This is a genomic window from Pseudomonas sp. CG7, assembly GCF_023701885.1.
Taxonomy (GTDB): domain Bacteria; phylum Pseudomonadota; class Gammaproteobacteria; order Pseudomonadales; family Pseudomonadaceae; genus Aquipseudomonas; species Aquipseudomonas zanjanensis.
The window spans coordinates 1-16277 of record NZ_JABAEE010000107.1; the positions used below are offsets into that span (position 1 = coordinate 1).

Here is a 16277-nt window from a genome sequence, read left to right on the forward strand (position 1 = left end):
GATACCGTGCCGGCCACTCTCCCTCGCGGGTGCGGACACACCAGTGATAGCTACGGCCTCTTTCCCCGCGCGCACCCAATCTTAAGCCGAGCACTTGTTTGCTGCGCGACAGCGCAGCGTCGGCGACGCGGCGGGGACTCCCTCGCCACAAAAGCTTTTTCGCCAATCCCTTCACGCTCCATTACCGGGCAACACGCTTTGATTCGGTGCAATAAATCCCTCCCCAATCCGCTCAACCAGCCCGCCGCTCAATAAATCCGCGCCTTCGCGCCACTTGGCACAACCACTGCATTACCTACCCCACCATACATAAAGCAACGCCTCCAACGATGAAGGCGGTGCTTCCCGAGAGAACGGGACCAGGACAAAGGCGTCCTCGCTAGCTTGCTAGCGGGACGCCTTTTTTTGTTTTCGTAAAAATTGCCGAGCCAGTCCGATCGCCGTGATGAACCGGACATGAGCTTGCGGAGAACCCTGATGAAAAAACTCAAACTGGTGATGATCGGCAACGGCATGGCCGGGGTTCGCACCCTCGAGGAACTGCTCAAGCTGAGCAACGAGCTGTACGACATCACGGTGTTCGGCGCCGAGCCCCACACCAACTACAACCGCATCCTGCTTTCGCCGGTGCTGGCCGGTGAGCAGACATTCGAAGAGATCGTGCTCAACGACCTGAGCTGGTACCTGGACAACAACATCAAGCTGCTGCTCAACCGCAAAGTGGTGGAGATTGACCGGGTCAAGCGCCGCGTCATCGCCGAAGACGGCAGCGAAGCCGAATACGACCGCCTGCTGATCGCCACCGGTTCCACACCGTTCATCTTGCCGATCCCCGGCAACACCCTTGAAGGCGTGATTGGTTACCGCGACATCGCCGACACCCAGGCGATGATCGACACCGCCAAGACCCACAAGCACGCCGTGGTCATCGGCGGCGGCCTGCTGGGCCTGGAAGCGGCCAACGGCTTGAAGCTTCGGGGCATGGACGTGACCGTCGTCCACATCGGTGAATGGCTGTTGGAACGGCAACTGGACAAGACCAGCGGCCAACTGCTGCAAACCGCCCTGGAAAGCCGTGGCCTGAAATTCCGCCTCAGCGAACAGACCCAGGCCCTGCACGACGCCGGCAACGGCCGGGTCGGCTCGGTCCAGTTCAAGAACGGCGACATCATTCCCGCCGACCTGGTGGTGATGGCCGCCGGCATCCGTCCCAATACCGAACTGGCGGAAAAATCCGGCATCCCCTGCAACCGCGGGATCCTGGTCAATGACACGATGCAGACCTATGTCCCGCGCATCTACGCCATCGGTGAGTGCGCCAGCCACCGCGGCACCGCCTACGGCCTGGTGGCGCCGCTGTTCGAACAGGCCAAGGTCTGCGCCAACCACCTCGCGCAACTGGGCTTCGCCACTTACAAGGGTTCGGTCACATCGACCAAGTTGAAAGTCACCGGCATCGACCTGTTTTCCGCCGGCGACTTCATGGGCGGCGAAGGCACCGAGACCATCACCCTTTCCGACCCGATCGGCGGCGTCTACAAGAAACTGGTGATCAAGGATGACGTGCTGGTGGGTGCCTGCCTGTACGGCGATACCGCGGACGGCGGCTGGTATTTCCGGCAGATTCGTGAGAATCACGGCATCAGCGAGATCCGCGATCACCTCATGTTCGGGGAAAACGCACTTGGCGATGTAGGACACCAAGGCCAGGACAAAGCCATGAGCATGGCCGACACCGCCGAAGTCTGCGGCTGCAACGGCGTGTGCAAGGGCACCATCGTCAAGGCGATCCAGGAGCACGGGCTGTTCAGCGTCGATGACGTGAAAAAACACACCAAGGCCGCCAGTTCCTGCGGCTCTTGCGCCGGCCTGGTGGAACAGATCCTGATCAACACCGTGGGCGGCGCGGCGGACGGCAAGCCAAACCGCGAAAATGCCATCTGCGGTGGCAGCGACCTCAACCCCCGCCAGATCCGCCAGGCGATCCGCGACCAGCACCTGCTGACCATCGCCGGCACCATGAGCTACCTGAACTGGCGCACCCCGAACGGCTGCGCCACCTGCCGCCCGGCGTTGAACTACTACCTGATATCCACCTGGCCCGGCGAAGCCCACGACGACCCACAGTCGCGCCTGATCAACGAACGCGCCCACGCCAACATCCAGAAAGACGGCACCTACTCGGTGGTCCCACGGATGTGGGGCGGCGTGACCAACCCCTCCGAGCTGCGGCGCATTGCCGACGTCGCCGATAAAAACAACGTGCCGATGGTCAAGGTCACCGGCGGTCAGCGCATCGACAAGCTGGGCATCAAGAAGCAGGACTTGCCCGGCGTCTGGAAAGACCTCGACATGCCGTCCGGCCATGCCTACGGCAAATCCATCCGCACCGTGAAGACTTGCGTGGGCAGCGAGTTCTGCCGCTTCGGCACGCAGAACTCCACCCAGTTGGGCATCGAGCTGGAACACGACCTGTTCAATATGTGGTCGCCGCACAAGGTGAAGCTGGCAGTCTCCGGTTGCCCACGCAACTGCTCGGAAGCCGGGATCAAGGACGTCGGCATTATCGGCGTCGATTCCGGCTGGGAGATGTATATCGGCGGCAACGGCGGGATCAAGACCGAAGTCGCGGAGTTTTTCGTCAAGCTCAAGACCGCCGAGGAGGTGCGTGAATACAACGGCGCCTTCCTGCAGTTGTACCGCGAGGAAGCCTTCTACCTCGAACGCACCGTGCATTACATGCAGCGGGTCGGCATGGAGCACATCAAGAAAGCCGTGCTGGAAGACCCCGAGCGGCGCAAGGCCCTTCACGAACGCCTGAAGTTTTCCCTGTCGCTGGAACAGGACCCTTGGAAACAACGCCTGGAACAGCCTCAGTTGAAGAAAGAGTTCGAAGTCATCCCCGTGAAGAACCTGGAGGTGCCGGCATGAACTGGCTGGATATCTGCGCACTGGAAGAGATCAATATCCTCGGTTCGCGCATCATCAATGGCCCCAAAGGCGATATCGCGATTTTTCGTACCAGCGACGATGAAGTGTTCGCCCTCGATGACCGTTGCCCGCACAAGGGTGGCCCGCTGTCCCAAGGGTTGGTCTACGGCAAGCGCGTGGCCTGCCCGCTGCACAACTGGCAGATCGACCTGGAAACCGGTCTGGCCCAAGCCCCGGACGTGGGCTGCGCCCATCATCATTCGGCCCGGGTCGAAAACGGCCGGGTGCAACTGGCCCTGCGGGACGCAAGCTGATGAACCGCCAGATCACTGCCTCGACCTGCTGCTATTGCGGGGTCGGCTGCGGCGTCCTGCTCGCGCATGACGGCGAGCGCCTCCTCGGCGTCCGCGGCGGTCCCGCCCACCCGGCCAACTTCGGCAAACTGTGCAGCAAGGGTTCGACCCTGCACCTGCCCGGCGACCTCGCCGCCCGCGCCCTGTACCCGGAGCTGCGCCTTGGCAAAGGCCTGGCCCGGGCCCGTACCGGCTGGAACAGCGCCCTGGATCACGCCGCCAGCGTCTTCGCCGACACCATCGCCGAGCACGGCCCCGACAGCGTGGCGTTCTACATCTCCGGCCAGTTGTTGACCGAGGACTACTACGCCTTCAACAAACTCGCCCGGGCGTTGGTGGGTACCAACAATATCGACAGCAATTCGCGGCTGTGCATGTCCTCTGCCGTGGTGGGCTACAAGCGCAGCCTCGGTGCCGACGCCCCACCCTGCAGCTACGAAGACCTGGAGTTGAGCGACTGCGTGATGATCGTCGGCAGTAATATGGCCTACGCCCATCCCATCCTGTTTCGCCGCCTCGAAGAGGCAAAATCCCGCCGGCCGCAGATGAAAATCATCGTCATCGACCCCCGGCGCACCGACACCTGCGACCTGGCGGACCTGCACCTGGCGATCTTGCCGGGCACCGATGTCGCCTTGTTCCATGGGATTTTGCACCTGCTGCTGTGGGAAGACTGGGTCGACCGCGCCTTCATCAAGGCCCATACCGAAGGTCTGGCGGACCTGAAGAACCTGGTCCGCGACTACACCCCGGCGATGGTCGCCCAGTTGTGCGGCATCAGCGTCGAACAACTGCACCAGTGCGCCGAATGGGTCGGCACGTCGCCGAGCTTCCTGTCGTTGTGGTGCATGGGCCTGAACCAGTCCACCGCCGGCAGCGCCAAAAACAGCGCACTGATCAACCTCCACCTGGCCACCGGACAAATCGGCCGGCCGGGGGCGGGCCCGTTCTCGCTGACCGGCCAACCCAACGCCATGGGCGGACGGGAAACCGGCAGCCTGTCGACCCTGCTGCCGGGCCATCGTGAAGCCGCCAACCCGGAACATCGTGCCGACGTCGCCCGTTATTGGGGTGTGGAGCAATTGCCCGCCACCACCGGCCTGAGCGCCATCGAGCTGTTCGAGCAGGTGCGCAGCGGCAAGATCAAGTCCTTGTGGATCGCCTGCACCAACCCGGCCCAGTCAATGCCCGACCAGACGGCGGTACGTGAGGCCCTGCAAGCCTGCCCGTTCGTGGTATTGCAGGAAGCCTTCCGCACCACCGAGACCGCCACGTTTGCCGATCTACTGTTGCCGGCGGCCAGTTGGGGCGAGAAAGAAGGTTCGGTGACCAACTCCGAGCGGCGTATTTCCCACGTCCGCCGGGCCATCGACGCACCCGGTGAAGCGCGTCCGGACTGGGCAATCACCGTGGATTTCGCTCAACGCCTGGAGAAACGCCTGCGCCCGGGCCAACCCAGCCTGTTCGCCTTCGCCACCCCGGCCCAGCTGTTCGCCGAGTACAAACAGCTGACCCGTGGCCGCGACCTGGACTTGTCCGGCATCAGCCATGCCCTGATCGACAGCCTCGGCCCCCAGCAATGGCCCTTCCCGGAAGGCGCCACGGTTGGGACGGCGCGACTGTACGTGGACGGGATTTTCCCGACCGACAGCGGCCGGGCGCACTTCGTGGCCGATCCCTATCGCGCCGCCAAGGAACTGCGTGACGCCCGCTACCCATTGACGCTCAACACCGGCCGCTTGCGGGACCAGTGGCACGGCATGAGCCGGACCGGCACCGCTGCGCAGTTGTTTGGCCATGTGAACGAAGCCGTGCTCAGCCTGCACCCCGACGAACTGCTCCGGCATCGCTTGCAAGCGGGCGACCTGGTCAACCTCAAGAGCCGTCGCGGCAGCGTGATCGTGGCCGTGGACAGCGACGACAGCGTGCGCCCCGGCCAGGCGTTCCTGCCCATGCATTGGGGCGATCGGTTCCTCAAGGGCGGCGTGAATACCCTGACTCAACCGGCCTTCGACCCCTTGTCGAAACAACCGGAACTCAAGCACAGCGGCGTGCGCCTGGAACCGGTGAACCTGCCTTGGCAGCTTTTCGCTTTGATCGAAGGCGATGTTCAACAGCATCTGGAGGCCCTGCGTCCCCTGTGCGAGGCGTTTTCCTACGTCAGCCTGAGCCTGACCGGCCGCGAACGTCCCGCACTGCTGATTCGCGCTGCCAGCGCCGTCGCGCCTGAACCGCAACTGCTCCAGGCCATCGACGAGCAATTGGGCCTGATCGACGGGCCGGTGCTGGCCTACGACGACCCGCGTCGCTCCATCGCTAAACGAGTGCGCATCGAAAACGGTCGCATCACCGCCATTCGCCTGGCCGGTGAAACCCTGGCCCGGCATTGGCTGCAGAACCTGTGGCTGGAAGGCCGTGCCGATGAACAACTGCGGCGCTGGCTGCTGGCGCCGTTGAGCGCGCCGCCGGGCAATGTTGGCGCCACAACGGGTGGCAGCAAAACGCTGTGCAACTGCATGAACGTCAGCCAGCGCGCGGTCTGCGCCGGCATCGAGCGTGGCCTGGACTTGCAGGGGCTCAAACAGGAACTGGGCTGTGGCACGCAATGCGGCTCCTGCGTACCGGAAATCAAGCGCCTGCTGGTTGCCACCGCGCAACCGCTGGCGGCTATCTCGTGAGGAAAACACTATGAACGCAAAAGTCTGGCTGGTGGGTGCAGGTCCCGGTGACCCTGAATTACTGACCCTCAAAGCCGTGCGCGCCTTGGGCGAGGCCGACGTGGTGTTGATCGACGACCTGGTCAATGCCGCGGTGCTGGAGCATTGCCCCGCTGCACGCATCATTGCCGTGGGCAAGCGCGGCGGCTGCCGCTCCACCCCCCAGGCTTTCATTCATCGATTGATGCTGCGTTATGCCCGCCAGGGCAAATGCGTGGTGCGCCTCAAGGGCGGCGACCCGTGCATCTTCGGCCGCGGCGGTGAAGAGGCACAGTGGCTGCGCGAGCATGGCGTCGAGGTGGAAATGGTCAACGGCATCACCGCCGGCCTCGCGGGGGCGACCCAATGCGACATTCCACTGACCCTGCGCGGGATTGCCCGGGGCGTGACCCTGGTCACGGCCCACACCCAGGACGGCAGCAGCCTGAACTGGCAAGCCCTGGCCCAAAGCGGGACCACTTTGGTGGTGTACATGGGCGTGGCGAAGCTGAGCGAGATCCGCGAGCAACTGCTGGCCGGCGGCTTGGCGGCGGACACGCCCGTGGCCATGATCGAAAACGCCTCCCTGCCCCACCAGCGTGACTGCCGCAGCGACCTGGCCTCGATGGAGGCCGCTGCCAGCGCCTTCCAGCTCAAGAGCCCGGCGATCCTGGTAATTGGCGCCGTGGCCGAAGCAGCCGAACTGGCCGCCTCACCGCCGGCTTTGGCCCAGGTTTGCGCCCTCTAGCAGACACCCCAAAACCTGTGGGAGCGAGCTTGCTCGCGATGACGGTGGTTCAGTTAGACATACATTGACTGACACACCGCCATCGCGAGCAAGCTCGCTCCCACAGGTCTCCCACAGGTCTTGTGTTCCACCCATCTCCATAAATCGCAGGCAAAGAAAAGCCCGGCCGAGGCCGGGCTTTTCCAAAGCTGTAGGCTAATTACTTAGCTTGAGCTTCAACCTGCGCTTCTACGCGACGGTTAACTGCACGACCAGCGTCAGTGGCGTTGTCGGCAACTGGGCGGGATTCGCCGTAGCCAACAGACTGAACGCGGGACGATTCAACACCGTACTGGTTGGTCAGAACGTTCTTAACGGCGCTTGCACGACGCTCAGACAGCTTCTGGTTGTAAGCGTCAGGACCGACGGAGTCAGTGTGACCTTCAACAGTAGTGGTGGTGGATGGGTACTGCTTCATGAAATCAGCCAGGTTCTTGATGTCGCCATAGCTGTTTTCTTTAACGACCGACTTGTCGAAGTCGAACTTGACGTCCAGCTCAACACGAACGACTTCAGCAACAGCTGGGCAGCCATCAGCGTCAACAGTTACGTTGGCTGGGGTGTCAGGGCACTTGTCGACGTTGTCGCACACGCCATCGTTGTCGCTGTCGGAGCAGACTTCAGCAGGTGCTGGAACTGGAGCAGCAGCTGGCTTGGAGCCGCCACCGAAGTTCACACCGATACCAACGCTAGGAGCCCACTCGGTGTCGCCCTGGTCGATGTTGTACTGAGCTTCAACGCCAGCACGGGCGTAGAAGTTGTCAGTGAAATACAGCTTGGCGCCGCCACCAACGTTGGCGAAGGTAGAACGGTTACGCCCGTTGCTGCCATTCTGGTCGATGCTCTGGTCGGAGAAACCGGCCGAAACATAAGGACGCAGCATGTCGCCTGGGTTGTTGAAGTGGTACAGAGCGTCCAGAGCGGTGTTCGCGCCCTTAACGTTAGTGCCGTCTTCGGTACGTGCGTTGTGCACTTCGTCGTAGGCCAGACGCAGTTCAACGTCGTCGGTCAGGAAGTAACCAACCGAACCGCCGAACAGGTTGCCGTTGTTCTTGAAATCACGAGCGCTGTCGAACATTTCTTTCTTGGCGAAGCCTTCGATTTCAACTGCGCCTTGGCCTTGTGCCAGAGCGCCGAACGAAGTGGCAGCAATCAAAGAACCAATGGCAAAGCCCAAGGTGTTTTTCAGTTTCATCCGTTAAATCCCCATCTGGTGATTGTGAAGCAGTCCCGCAAACCGGGGGACAACTCGGCGGCAAGTCTATCAGAACTTGCCTACACGTAAGAGATATTTGCGCCGAACTAAGTTTCAGCAATGCCTGCAAATTTCTCACGCAATTTGTCAAGAGCGCGCTTGTAACGCATTTTTGTCGCGCTCAAACCCATATGCATTATGTCTGCGATCTCCTGAAATTCCAGCTCTGCGACAAATCGTAGCACCAGAATTTCCCGGTCGATCGGGTTTACATAGACCAGCCAGCGATCGAGTCCACCCTTTTCCTCGGGCTTGGGCGCCTTATCTTCCGACGCTTCCTCGAGAGGGTCCAGGCTCAACGCGTCCATCAAGCGACGCTTTCGCCGTTCCTTGCGATACTGCGTGATGCATTCGTTGTACGTGATGCTATAAAGCCATGTCTTGAACTTCGATTTCCCCTCGAAGTTCTTCAGGCCATACAGCACCTTCAACATCACCTCCTGACAGACATCGTCAGCATCACGATCGTTCCCGAGATAGCGCGCGCAAACGTTAAATAAAGTTCTCTGGTAACGACGCATCAACTCTTCATAGGCGCGTGTTACGTGAAACAGCTCCGTATGCGCGCGCGCGACCAACTCCTCATCGGAGAGATCACGGGGGTCGTAGCGCGTGGATAGCGATTGGGGTTTGTTCAAAACAAGTCGGGCCGACAGTCTAGGTCAATGTGCGCCGCAGCCTGGGCTAGCAGGCATTTCGCGGCGGCATACATTAGCAGGATTTGCCGGGTTAGCGGCTACTCACATGCTGTTCCAGCAAGATCCGATTGGAAAGCGACACCAGTTCGCCCTCCTCGGTCAGCAATGTGGTTTTCACCGTGCCGATCTCTTCGATCTGGCCTTCGACCTCGCCAACACGCACTTGTTGCCCAACCTCATACAATTCACGCACATAGATTCCCGCAAGAATCTGACCGGCGATCTCCCGGCTTCCCAATCCCATTGCCAGCGCAACCGCCAGACCAACGGTTATCAATACAATCACGATCACATGGTTGAGCAGGTCAGTCTTGACCTCCAACTGGCTGATCGCCACCGAAATACTGATGATAATCACCAGGCCCTGGGCGATACGCCCCACGCCAGCGGCATAATCCAGCCCGACGCCTTCGGCCGCACCGCGCACCAGCCCATTGGCCAGTTGCGCCAGCAGGACACCGACCAGCAACACCAGCGCGGCACCAAAAACCTTCGGCAAATACAATGCAAGCATATCGAGCGTAGCCGAAACTCGCTCAAGGCCAAGGGATTCTGCTGCGGAAACCAGGAAAATCAGCAATACGAACCAGTACACGATCTTGCCGACCAGGGTCGAGATCGGCACTTGGATGCCGCCACGGGACAGCAGCTTGGTCAGGCCGGTGCCGCCCATCAGGCGATCGAGACCCAGCTTGGCGAGCAGCTTGGACAGCAGCGTGTCCAGCAACTTGGCCACGACAAAACCCAGCAACAGCACCACCAGCGCACCGAAGAGGTTCGGGATGAAGTTAGCTACCTTGGTCCACAACGCAGTCATTGCCGTGACGAGGCTCTGGGTCCAGAGATCAAGTTCCATATTCAATCAGCCTTATCAGCGGTGCGAGTAACAGGTTTACGGCGGGAAACCGGCGAGACATGGGCCGATCCATTATTCAGGGCGATCATCAGCGCGGGCAACCAGCGGCCCAGCAAGCTGAACAGATCGCCCGCGCCGACCTGGCGGTTGGCGGTTTTCAGTACACGCCCCAAGCATGCGTCGTCGTCCCGGCTGGACGGCGAAGCCTTGAGCATGTCGCGCAACGACTGTTCAAACGGATCGTGCATACGCACCTCTCGTGATGTCTGTGGAAGACGCGATCACATTTCGTCGGGTCACATGAAACCCCATCACACCCAGCGCAAACGGCGGAACAACCACCACTGCCCCGTCGCGACGCAGATCATCAGCAGACACGCGACCATGAAGCCGTAGGGGCTTTCGGAAAACGGAATGCCGCCGACGTTGATGCCTAAAAGGCCGGTGAGAAAACTCATCGGCAGGAAAATCCCGGTGATGATGCCGAAGCGGTACATGGTCCGGTTCATGCGCACCGACAGGCGCCGGTCTTCGGCCTCCAGCACAAGCCCCACGCGCTCTCGGGTCAATTCCAGCTCTTCGAGATAACGGGTCAGGCTGTTGTTCAATTCGTTCCAATAGTCGCCATCGTCCTCGACGAACCAGGGCAACTTGATCCTCGACATCTGGCCGAAGATATCTCGCTGTGGCGCCAGGAATCGCTTGAGTCCGGCAGCCCTTCGACGGATGTGCAAAATGGCGTCATGCTCGGGGGCATACCGTTCGTCGGCGTCGAGTTTTTCTTCCTCGCCATCGACGATTTCCGAGAGGCAAGTGACCAGGTCCTGCACCTTGTCGGTGAGGTATTGCGCCATATAAAGGATGAGTTCGGAAGCGTTCTCGGGCCCCTTGCCCTCGGCCAGTTGCGCCAACAGTTCATCGGTGGCGCGCAACGGCCGCAGGCGCAGGGAGATCACTCGCTGGGCAGACGCGAAGATCCGTACCGAGACCATGTCTTCAGGCTCGGCGCCCGGGTTGAGGTTGATCCCGCGCAGGAACAGCAGCAGTTCGGCGTTGGGCAACGGCAACAACCGCGGCCGGGTGTTCTCTTCCAGCAGCAGGTCGCAGTTGAATTCGCTCAGGCCGCTGGATTTGCGCAGCCAGGTGTGGGTTTGCGGATGACTGCGATCCCAGTGCAGCCACAGGCTTTCGTGGGCCTGCAGCTGCAAATCGTCGAGTTCGGTCCGGGCTATGGAACGCGCGCCGCCTTTACCGTCCAGCACCAGGGCATGCACCAGCCCCCATTGCGCGTTTTCTTCCTCGAACATCCTCATCCCTTATGGCTGCGGTGCTTTATTCAGGCATCTTCAGTGGGCTTGGCGAAACGATCACGCCGTTGTTGTCGGCATAGACATACTCGCCCGGGCGGAACGTCACGCCAGCAAAGGTCACTGCTATATTGAGCTCGCCGACACCACGCCGGTCGGTCTTCATCGGATGGCTGGCCAGGGCCTGGACCCCGAGGTCGGTCTGGGCAATGACGTCGACGTCGCGGATGCAGCCATAGATCACCAGGCCTTCCCAGCCATTCTTAGCCGCTTTCTCGGCCAACATGTCACCCAGCAGGGCCCGGCGCAGCGACCCGCCGCCCTCCACAACCAGCACTTTACCCTTGCCATCGAGTTCAACCTGCTCCTTGACCCGCGAGTTGTCCTCGAAGCACTTGATGGTCACGATTTCGCCGCCGAAGGAATCGCGGCCACCGAAATTGCTGAACATCGGCTCCAACACCTGCACCAGGTCCGGGTAGGCGTCGCACAGGTCGGGCGTGAGGTAATGGTTCATCGAACAACTCCTGAAAGGCTGGAACGTCAGATTGAATGTGCAACCGTTTGTGACCGGAACCGCTTGTAGCGTCATATCTTAGCCGCAAGCAGACCAGAGCGAAATGCCCTTGTCAGAGCCTTCGCCTCAAACCGCCTCGGCCAACTGCGGCTGTTCACCCAGCAAGGGCGCCTGCTGATCCTCGAGCCAACGAGCCACCAGCGGCCAGACCTCAAGGCGGGCGGCCTTGCTGACCAGCATCTCGACGTGACCGAAATCGTCAGTGAAACCCTGTCCCCGACCCAGGCAGACAAACTGCTTGTGCGTGGAACCGATCTGGTCGAAGAGTTTGCGGCACGCCCAAGTCGGGTCCTGGTGATCGCCGGCGGCACTCACCGCCAGCACCGGCAACTGGACATCGGCCAAGCCGGCCCACCAGTTCTTCTCGGCATCGCCGAAACGCCCGAACAGGCCGTACCAGCGCATGCTTTCCAGGGCCAGGCCAATGGGCTCGTCCTCGGGGCCGCGCTTGAGCCTTGAACCGGACAACTGGGCAAAGCGCTTGAGGATGAAGCGGCCGCTCCATTCCACCGGCGGGATCTTCAGCGGCCAGTAGGTGCGGCTGACCTGGGTGCCAAAAAATGCCGCCGACGCCACCGCGGGCTCGCCCAGGTAGTGGCCGCCCAAGGCTGCCGCCAGGGTAATGCCCCCCAGGGAATGACCGATCCAATGGGGCACTTGTCCGCTCTGCTCACGCACGAAGGCGCCGATGGCCGGCAGGTCGTAACGGGCGTAGTCAGCCACCCGATTGTGGCGATAACCCTGGTTACGCTGGGATAAGCCATGGCCGCGCATTTCGGGAATCCAGACATCGAATCCCAGGCGCGTCAGGTACGCGCCCAGGCCGAGGCCTTTGGGCGAATACCAGAAACGCCGATTGGAAAAACTGCCGTGCAACAAAATCACCGGGACACCACGGGTTTCGCCGGGATCAGCCATGCCCAGCCGCGTGACGGCCAGTTCGACGCTGGCGTCCGGGCTGTTGCCGGGTTTCAAGCGATAGACGTCTTCGCTCAGATCACCGCGCCGCTCGGCGCTGATCAGGGCGACAGGAAAGAGGTTGCTGCTGCTTTGCATAATCTTCTTGCACAAAAAAGGGCGGCTTCCTTGTGGAGCCCGCCCTACTTCAATCAAAAGGGGCCAATGAACTGATCACCGGAAAACTGTGGGAGCGAGCTTGCTCGCGATTGCGGTGGGTCAGCAAAATTAATATCGGCTGACACTCCGCCATCGCGAGCAAGCTCGCTCCCACAAGGATTTACCCGGCCGACATTATCGGCGCGGCCCCTTCACTCGATCAGACCGCCGCCTGACCCTCGGCCAGGAAGAACCAGGTTTCCAGCACGGAGTCCGGGTTCAACGAAACGCTTTCGATGCCCTGCTCCATCAGCCATTTGGCCAGGTCCGGGTGGTCCGAAGGGCCCTGGCCGCAGATGCCGATGTACTTGCCAGCCTTGTTGCAGGCGGCAATGGCATTGGCCAGCAGCTTCTTGACCGCCGGGTTCCGCTCGTCGAACAGGTGGGCGATGATCCCGGAATCGCGGTCCAGGCCCAGGGTCAGCTGGGTCAGGTCGTTGGAACCGATGGAGAAACCGTCGAAGAACTCAAGGAATTCTTCAGCCAGGATGGCGTTGGACGGCAGCTCGCACATCATGATCACGCGCAGGCCATTGTCGCCACGGGCCAGGCCGTTTTCCGCCAGCAGGTCAACCACCTGGCTCGCTTCGCCCAGGGTCCGCACGAACGGCACCATGATCTCGACGTTGGTCAGGCCCATCTCGTTGCGCACGCGCTTGAGGGCGCGGCATTCGAGTTCAAAGCAATCGCGGAACGATTCGCTGATGTAGCGCGACGCACCCCGGAAGCCCAGCATCGGGTTCTCTTCTTCCGGCTCGTAGAGCTTGCCGCCGATCAGGTTGGCGTATTCGTTGGACTTGAAGTCCGACAGGCGCACGATGACCTTCTTCGGCCAGAACGCCGCCGCCAGGGTGCTGATGCCTTCCACCAGCTTCTCGACGTAGAAACCGACCGGATCGTCGTAGCCGGCAATGCGCTTGTCGACGCTGTCCTTGATGTCCTGGGGCAGGCCGTCGTAGTTCAGCAGCGCCTTGGGGTGCACGCCGATCATGCGGTGGATGATGAACTCCAGGCGGGCCAGGCCCACGCCGGCGTTCGGCAACTGCGCGAAGTCAAAGGCACGATCCGGGTTGCCGACGTTCATCATGATCTTGAACGGCAGCTCCGGCATGGCGTCCACGGAGTTCTTCTTGATGTCGAAGCCCAGTTCGCCCTCGAAGATGTAGCCGGTGTCGCCTTCGGCGCAGGAAACAGTCACGCCCTGGCCGTCCTTGAGCAGTTGGGTGGCGTTGCCGCAACCGACCACTGCCGGGATTCCCAGTTCACGGGCAATGATTGCCGCGTGGCAGGTACGCCCGCCGCGGTTGGTGACGATGGCGCTGGCGCGCTTCATCACCGGTTCCCAGTCCGGGTCGGTCATGTCGGATACCAATACGTCGCCGGCCTGGACCTTGTCCATCTCCGAGACGTCCTTGATGATCCGCACCTTGCCCGCGCCGATGCGCTGGCCGATGGCCCGGCCTTCCACCAGCACGGTGCCGGTTTCCTTGAGCAAGTAGCGCTCCATGACGTTGGCCTGGGTGCGGCTCTTCACGGTTTCCGGACGGGCCTGCACGATGTACAGCTTGCCGTCGTCACCGTCCTTGGCCCACTCGATGTCCATCGGGCACTTGTAGTGCTGCTCGATGATCATCGCCTGCTTGGCCAGCTCGCTGACTTCAGCGTCGGTCAGGCAGAAACGCGCGCGCTCGGCCTTGTCCACGTCGACGGTCTTCACCGAGCGACCGGCCTTGGCTTCGTCGCCGTAGATCATCTTGATGGCCTTGCTGCCCAGGTTGCGGCGCAGGATGGCCGGGCGACCGGCTTGCAGCGTGCCTTTGTGAACGTAGAACTCATCCGGGTTCACCGCGCCTTGCACGACGGTTTCACCCAGGCCGTAGGCGCCGGTGATGAACACCACGTCACGGAAGCCCGACTCGGTGTCGAGGGTGAACATCACGCCGGCGGTGCCGGTTTCGGAGCGGACCATGCGCTGCACACCGGCGGAGAGGGCGACCAATTTGTGGTCGAAGCCCTGGTGCACGCGGTAGGAAATGGCACGGTCGTTGAAAAGGGAGGCGAAGACTTCCTTGGCGGCGCGGATGACGTTTTCCACGCCACGGATGTTCAGGAAGGTTTCCTGCTGGCCGGCGAAGGAGGCATCCGGGAGGTCTTCGGCGGTGGCCGAGGAACGCACGGCGACGGCGATGTCAGGATTGCCTTCGGACAGCTTGGCGAAAGCGGTGCGGATCTCGGCGTTCAGTTTCTCGGGGAATTCGGCTTCCATGATCCATTGGCGGATCTGGGCACCGGTCTTGGCCAGGGCATTGACGTCGTCGACGTCCAGGGCATCGAGCGCATCGTGGATCTGCTTGTTCAGGCCGCTCAGTTCCAGGAAATCACGATAAGCCTGGGCGGTCGTGGCGAAGCCACCTGGCACCGATACGCCGGCACCGGCGAGGTTGCTGATCATCTCGCCCAGGGATGCGTTCTTGCCCCCCACATGCTCCACATCATGGACGCCGAGCTTATCGAGGGAAACTACGTACTCTACCAAGGTGATCTCTCCACTAACTGTGTTGGAAAAGCTCAAGGCACCGGCGGCTCCAGGGGAGCGCTTGCCGGCGATATGGCCTGGACCTGGAAAATAAGTGAGAATGCGGGCCAATGGTGGCCGGCAAATCGCGCCTATCATATCCAAGAATCGTCACTAGCTCACTAGCTTAAGGCCCAAGGCGCAAATGAAACGATCTGCTTTCTTTATCTCCGACGGCACCGGCATCACGGCCGAAACGCTAGGCCAAAGCCTGTTGGCACAGTTCGAAAACATTACCTTCGCCAAATTCATACGTCCGTACATCGACAGCGTCGACAAGGCGCGGGCCATGGTACAGCAAATCAATAAAGCCGCCGAAACCGACGGTTTCCGCCCGATCATCTTCGATACCATCGTCAATCAGGACATCCGTGAGATTCTCGCAACGTCCAATGGTTTCATGATCGACATATTTTCCACCATCCTGGCGCCCTTGGAACAGGAACTGAGCGAGCATTCTTCCTACTCGGTCGGCAAGTCCCATTCCATTGGCCACAACTCCAACTACATGGAGCGGATCGAGGCGGTCAACTTCGCGCTGGCCAACGATGACGGCGCCCGCACGCATTATTACGACAAGGCCGACCTGATCCTAGTGGGTGTGTCGCGTTGTGGTAAGACACCGACGTGCCTGTACATGGCGATGCAATTTGGCATCCGCGCGGCCAACTATCCATTGACGGAAGACGACATGGAGCGCCTGCAACTGCCCAGCGCCCTGCGCGCCCACCAGCACAAGCTGTTCGGCCTGACCATCGACCCGGACCGCCTCACCGCGATCCGCAACGAGCGCAAGCCCAACAGTCGTTATTCAAGCTACGCCCAGTGCGAGTTCGAAGTGCGCGAGGTGGAAAACCTGTTCCGGCGGGAGAACATTCCCCATATCAACTCCACGCATTTTTCCGTGGAAGAGATTTCGGCGAAGATCCTGGTGGAGAAAGGGGTGGAGCGGCGGTTCAAGTAAACCCGCTACACCACTAAAACCTGTGGGAAAACCCTGTGGGAGCGAGCTTGCTCGCGATAGCGGAGTGTCAGCCAACACCAATGCGGCTGACGAGCCGAAATCGCGAGGCACCTCGCGACCACAAGGGAAAGGGCCCCCGGGGAATCCGGGGGGGTCCTGGAG

Annotated in this window: 13 protein-coding genes; 5 read left to right on the forward strand and 8 right to left on the reverse strand. The window is 61.2% G+C overall.

The window, feature by feature from the left end:
- Positions 1-477 precede the first annotated feature (477 nt).
- Genes nirB through cobA form a run of 4 tightly spaced genes read left to right on the forward strand, consistent with a single transcriptional unit; the run spans position 478 to position 6728 of the window.
- Positions 478-2931 (forward strand): nitrite reductase large subunit NirB, encoded by a 2454-nt coding sequence (nirB, locus tag HGO40_RS27710; protein WP_250965639.1) that lies wholly within the window; start codon positions 478-480, stop codon positions 2929-2931.
- Positions 2928-3245: a nitrite reductase small subunit NirD gene (gene nirD / locus HGO40_RS27715; RefSeq protein WP_186705301.1), complete on the forward strand. Its 318-nt coding sequence runs from the start codon at positions 2928-2930 to the stop codon at positions 3243-3245. The genes nirB and nirD overlap by 4 nt, the downstream gene beginning before the upstream one ends.
- Complete coding sequence (locus tag HGO40_RS27720) at positions 3245-5962, forward strand: nitrate reductase (RefSeq protein ID WP_250965640.1); 2718 nt, start codon at positions 3245-3247, stop codon at positions 5960-5962. Before nirD ends, HGO40_RS27720 begins: the two co-directional genes overlap by 1 nt.
- A gap of 10 nt (positions 5963-5972) precedes the next feature.
- A complete protein-coding gene (gene cobA, locus HGO40_RS27725) occupies positions 5973-6728 on the forward strand; it encodes a uroporphyrinogen-III C-methyltransferase (RefSeq protein ID WP_250965641.1) in 756 nt (251 codons plus the stop codon).
- 199 nt (positions 6729-6927) lie between these two features.
- Here cobA and HGO40_RS27730 read toward each other — a convergent pair whose 3' ends face one another.
- From HGO40_RS27730 to ppsA, 8 genes are all read right to left on the reverse strand, one after another.
- Complete coding sequence (locus tag HGO40_RS27730; RefSeq protein WP_250965642.1) at positions 6928-7962, reverse strand: OmpA family protein; 1035 nt, start codon at positions 7960-7962, stop codon at positions 6928-6930.
- Positions 7963-8069: 107 nt separating this feature from the next.
- Positions 8070-8660 carry an RNA polymerase sigma factor SigX gene (gene sigX, locus HGO40_RS27735; RefSeq protein ID WP_003183614.1) on the reverse strand — a complete coding sequence of 197 codons (591 nt, stop codon included), beginning with the start codon at positions 8658-8660 and terminating at the stop codon, positions 8070-8072.
- A 91-nt stretch (positions 8661-8751) separates the two neighbouring features.
- Positions 8752-9576 (reverse strand): mechanosensitive ion channel family protein, encoded by an 825-nt coding sequence (locus tag HGO40_RS27740; protein WP_003199523.1) that lies wholly within the window; start codon positions 9574-9576, stop codon positions 8752-8754.
- 2 nt (positions 9577-9578) lie between these two features.
- Positions 9579-9824: a hypothetical protein gene (locus tag HGO40_RS27745; RefSeq protein ID WP_014337331.1), complete on the reverse strand. Its 246-nt coding sequence runs from the start codon at positions 9822-9824 to the stop codon at positions 9579-9581.
- A 63-nt stretch (positions 9825-9887) separates the two neighbouring features.
- Positions 9888-10883 (reverse strand): divalent cation transporter CmaX, encoded by a 996-nt coding sequence (gene cmaX / locus HGO40_RS27750; RefSeq protein WP_207965836.1) that lies wholly within the window; start codon positions 10881-10883, stop codon positions 9888-9890.
- Between the two features lie 25 nt (positions 10884-10908).
- Positions 10909-11400, reverse strand: a complete 492-nt coding sequence (rraA, locus tag HGO40_RS27755) for a ribonuclease E activity regulator RraA (RefSeq protein WP_250965643.1) — start codon at positions 11398-11400, stop codon at positions 10909-10911.
- Between the two features lie 126 nt (positions 11401-11526).
- Positions 11527-12516: an alpha/beta fold hydrolase gene (locus HGO40_RS27760; protein WP_250965644.1), complete on the reverse strand. Its 990-nt coding sequence runs from the start codon at positions 12514-12516 to the stop codon at positions 11527-11529.
- Between the two features lie 220 nt (positions 12517-12736).
- Positions 12737-15112 carry a phosphoenolpyruvate synthase gene (ppsA, locus tag HGO40_RS27765; protein ID WP_250965645.1) on the reverse strand — a complete coding sequence of 792 codons (2376 nt, stop codon included), beginning with the start codon at positions 15110-15112 and terminating at the stop codon, positions 12737-12739.
- A gap of 184 nt (positions 15113-15296) precedes the next feature.
- Here ppsA and ppsR point away from each other — a divergent pair, with 184 nt between their 5' ends.
- Positions 15297-16115, forward strand: coding sequence for a posphoenolpyruvate synthetase regulatory kinase/phosphorylase PpsR (gene ppsR, locus HGO40_RS27770; protein WP_250965646.1), 819 nt, complete (start codon positions 15297-15299; stop codon positions 16113-16115).
- Positions 16116-16277: the final 162 nt, after the last annotated feature.

What these genes read in the sequence shown, in the direction of transcription:
- nirB (WP_250965639.1), top strand. Translation starts at nt 478, where the DNA reads ATGAAAAAACTCAAACTGGTGATGATCGGCAACGGCATGGCCGGGGTT.
- nirD (WP_186705301.1), top strand. Translation starts at nt 2,928, where the DNA reads ATGAACTGGCTGGATATCTGCGCACTGGAAGAGATCAATATCCTCGGT.
- HGO40_RS27720 (WP_250965640.1), top strand. Translation starts at nt 3,245, where the DNA reads ATGAACCGCCAGATCACTGCCTCGACCTGCTGCTATTGCGGGGTCGGC.
- cobA (WP_250965641.1), top strand. Translation starts at nt 5,973, where the DNA reads ATGAACGCAAAAGTCTGGCTGGTGGGTGCAGGTCCCGGTGACCCTGAA.
- HGO40_RS27730 (WP_250965642.1), bottom strand. Translation starts at nt 7,962, where the DNA reads ATGAAACTGAAAAACACCTTGGGCTTTGCCATTGGTTCTTTGATTGCT.
- HGO40_RS27740 (WP_003199523.1), bottom strand. Translation starts at nt 9,576, where the DNA reads ATGGAACTTGATCTCTGGACCCAGAGCCTCGTCACGGCAATGACTGCG.
- HGO40_RS27745 (WP_014337331.1), bottom strand. Translation starts at nt 9,824, where the DNA reads ATGCACGATCCGTTTGAACAGTCGTTGCGCGACATGCTCAAGGCTTCG.
- cmaX (WP_207965836.1), bottom strand. Translation starts at nt 10,883, where the DNA reads ATGTTCGAGGAAGAAAACGCGCAATGGGGGCTGGTGCATGCCCTGGTG.
- rraA (WP_250965643.1), bottom strand. Translation starts at nt 11,400, where the DNA reads ATGAACCATTACCTCACGCCCGACCTGTGCGACGCCTACCCGGACCTG.
- HGO40_RS27760 (WP_250965644.1), bottom strand. Translation starts at nt 12,516, where the DNA reads ATGCAAAGCAGCAGCAACCTCTTTCCTGTCGCCCTGATCAGCGCCGAG.
- ppsR (WP_250965646.1), top strand. Translation starts at nt 15,297, where the DNA reads ATGAAACGATCTGCTTTCTTTATCTCCGACGGCACCGGCATCACGGCC.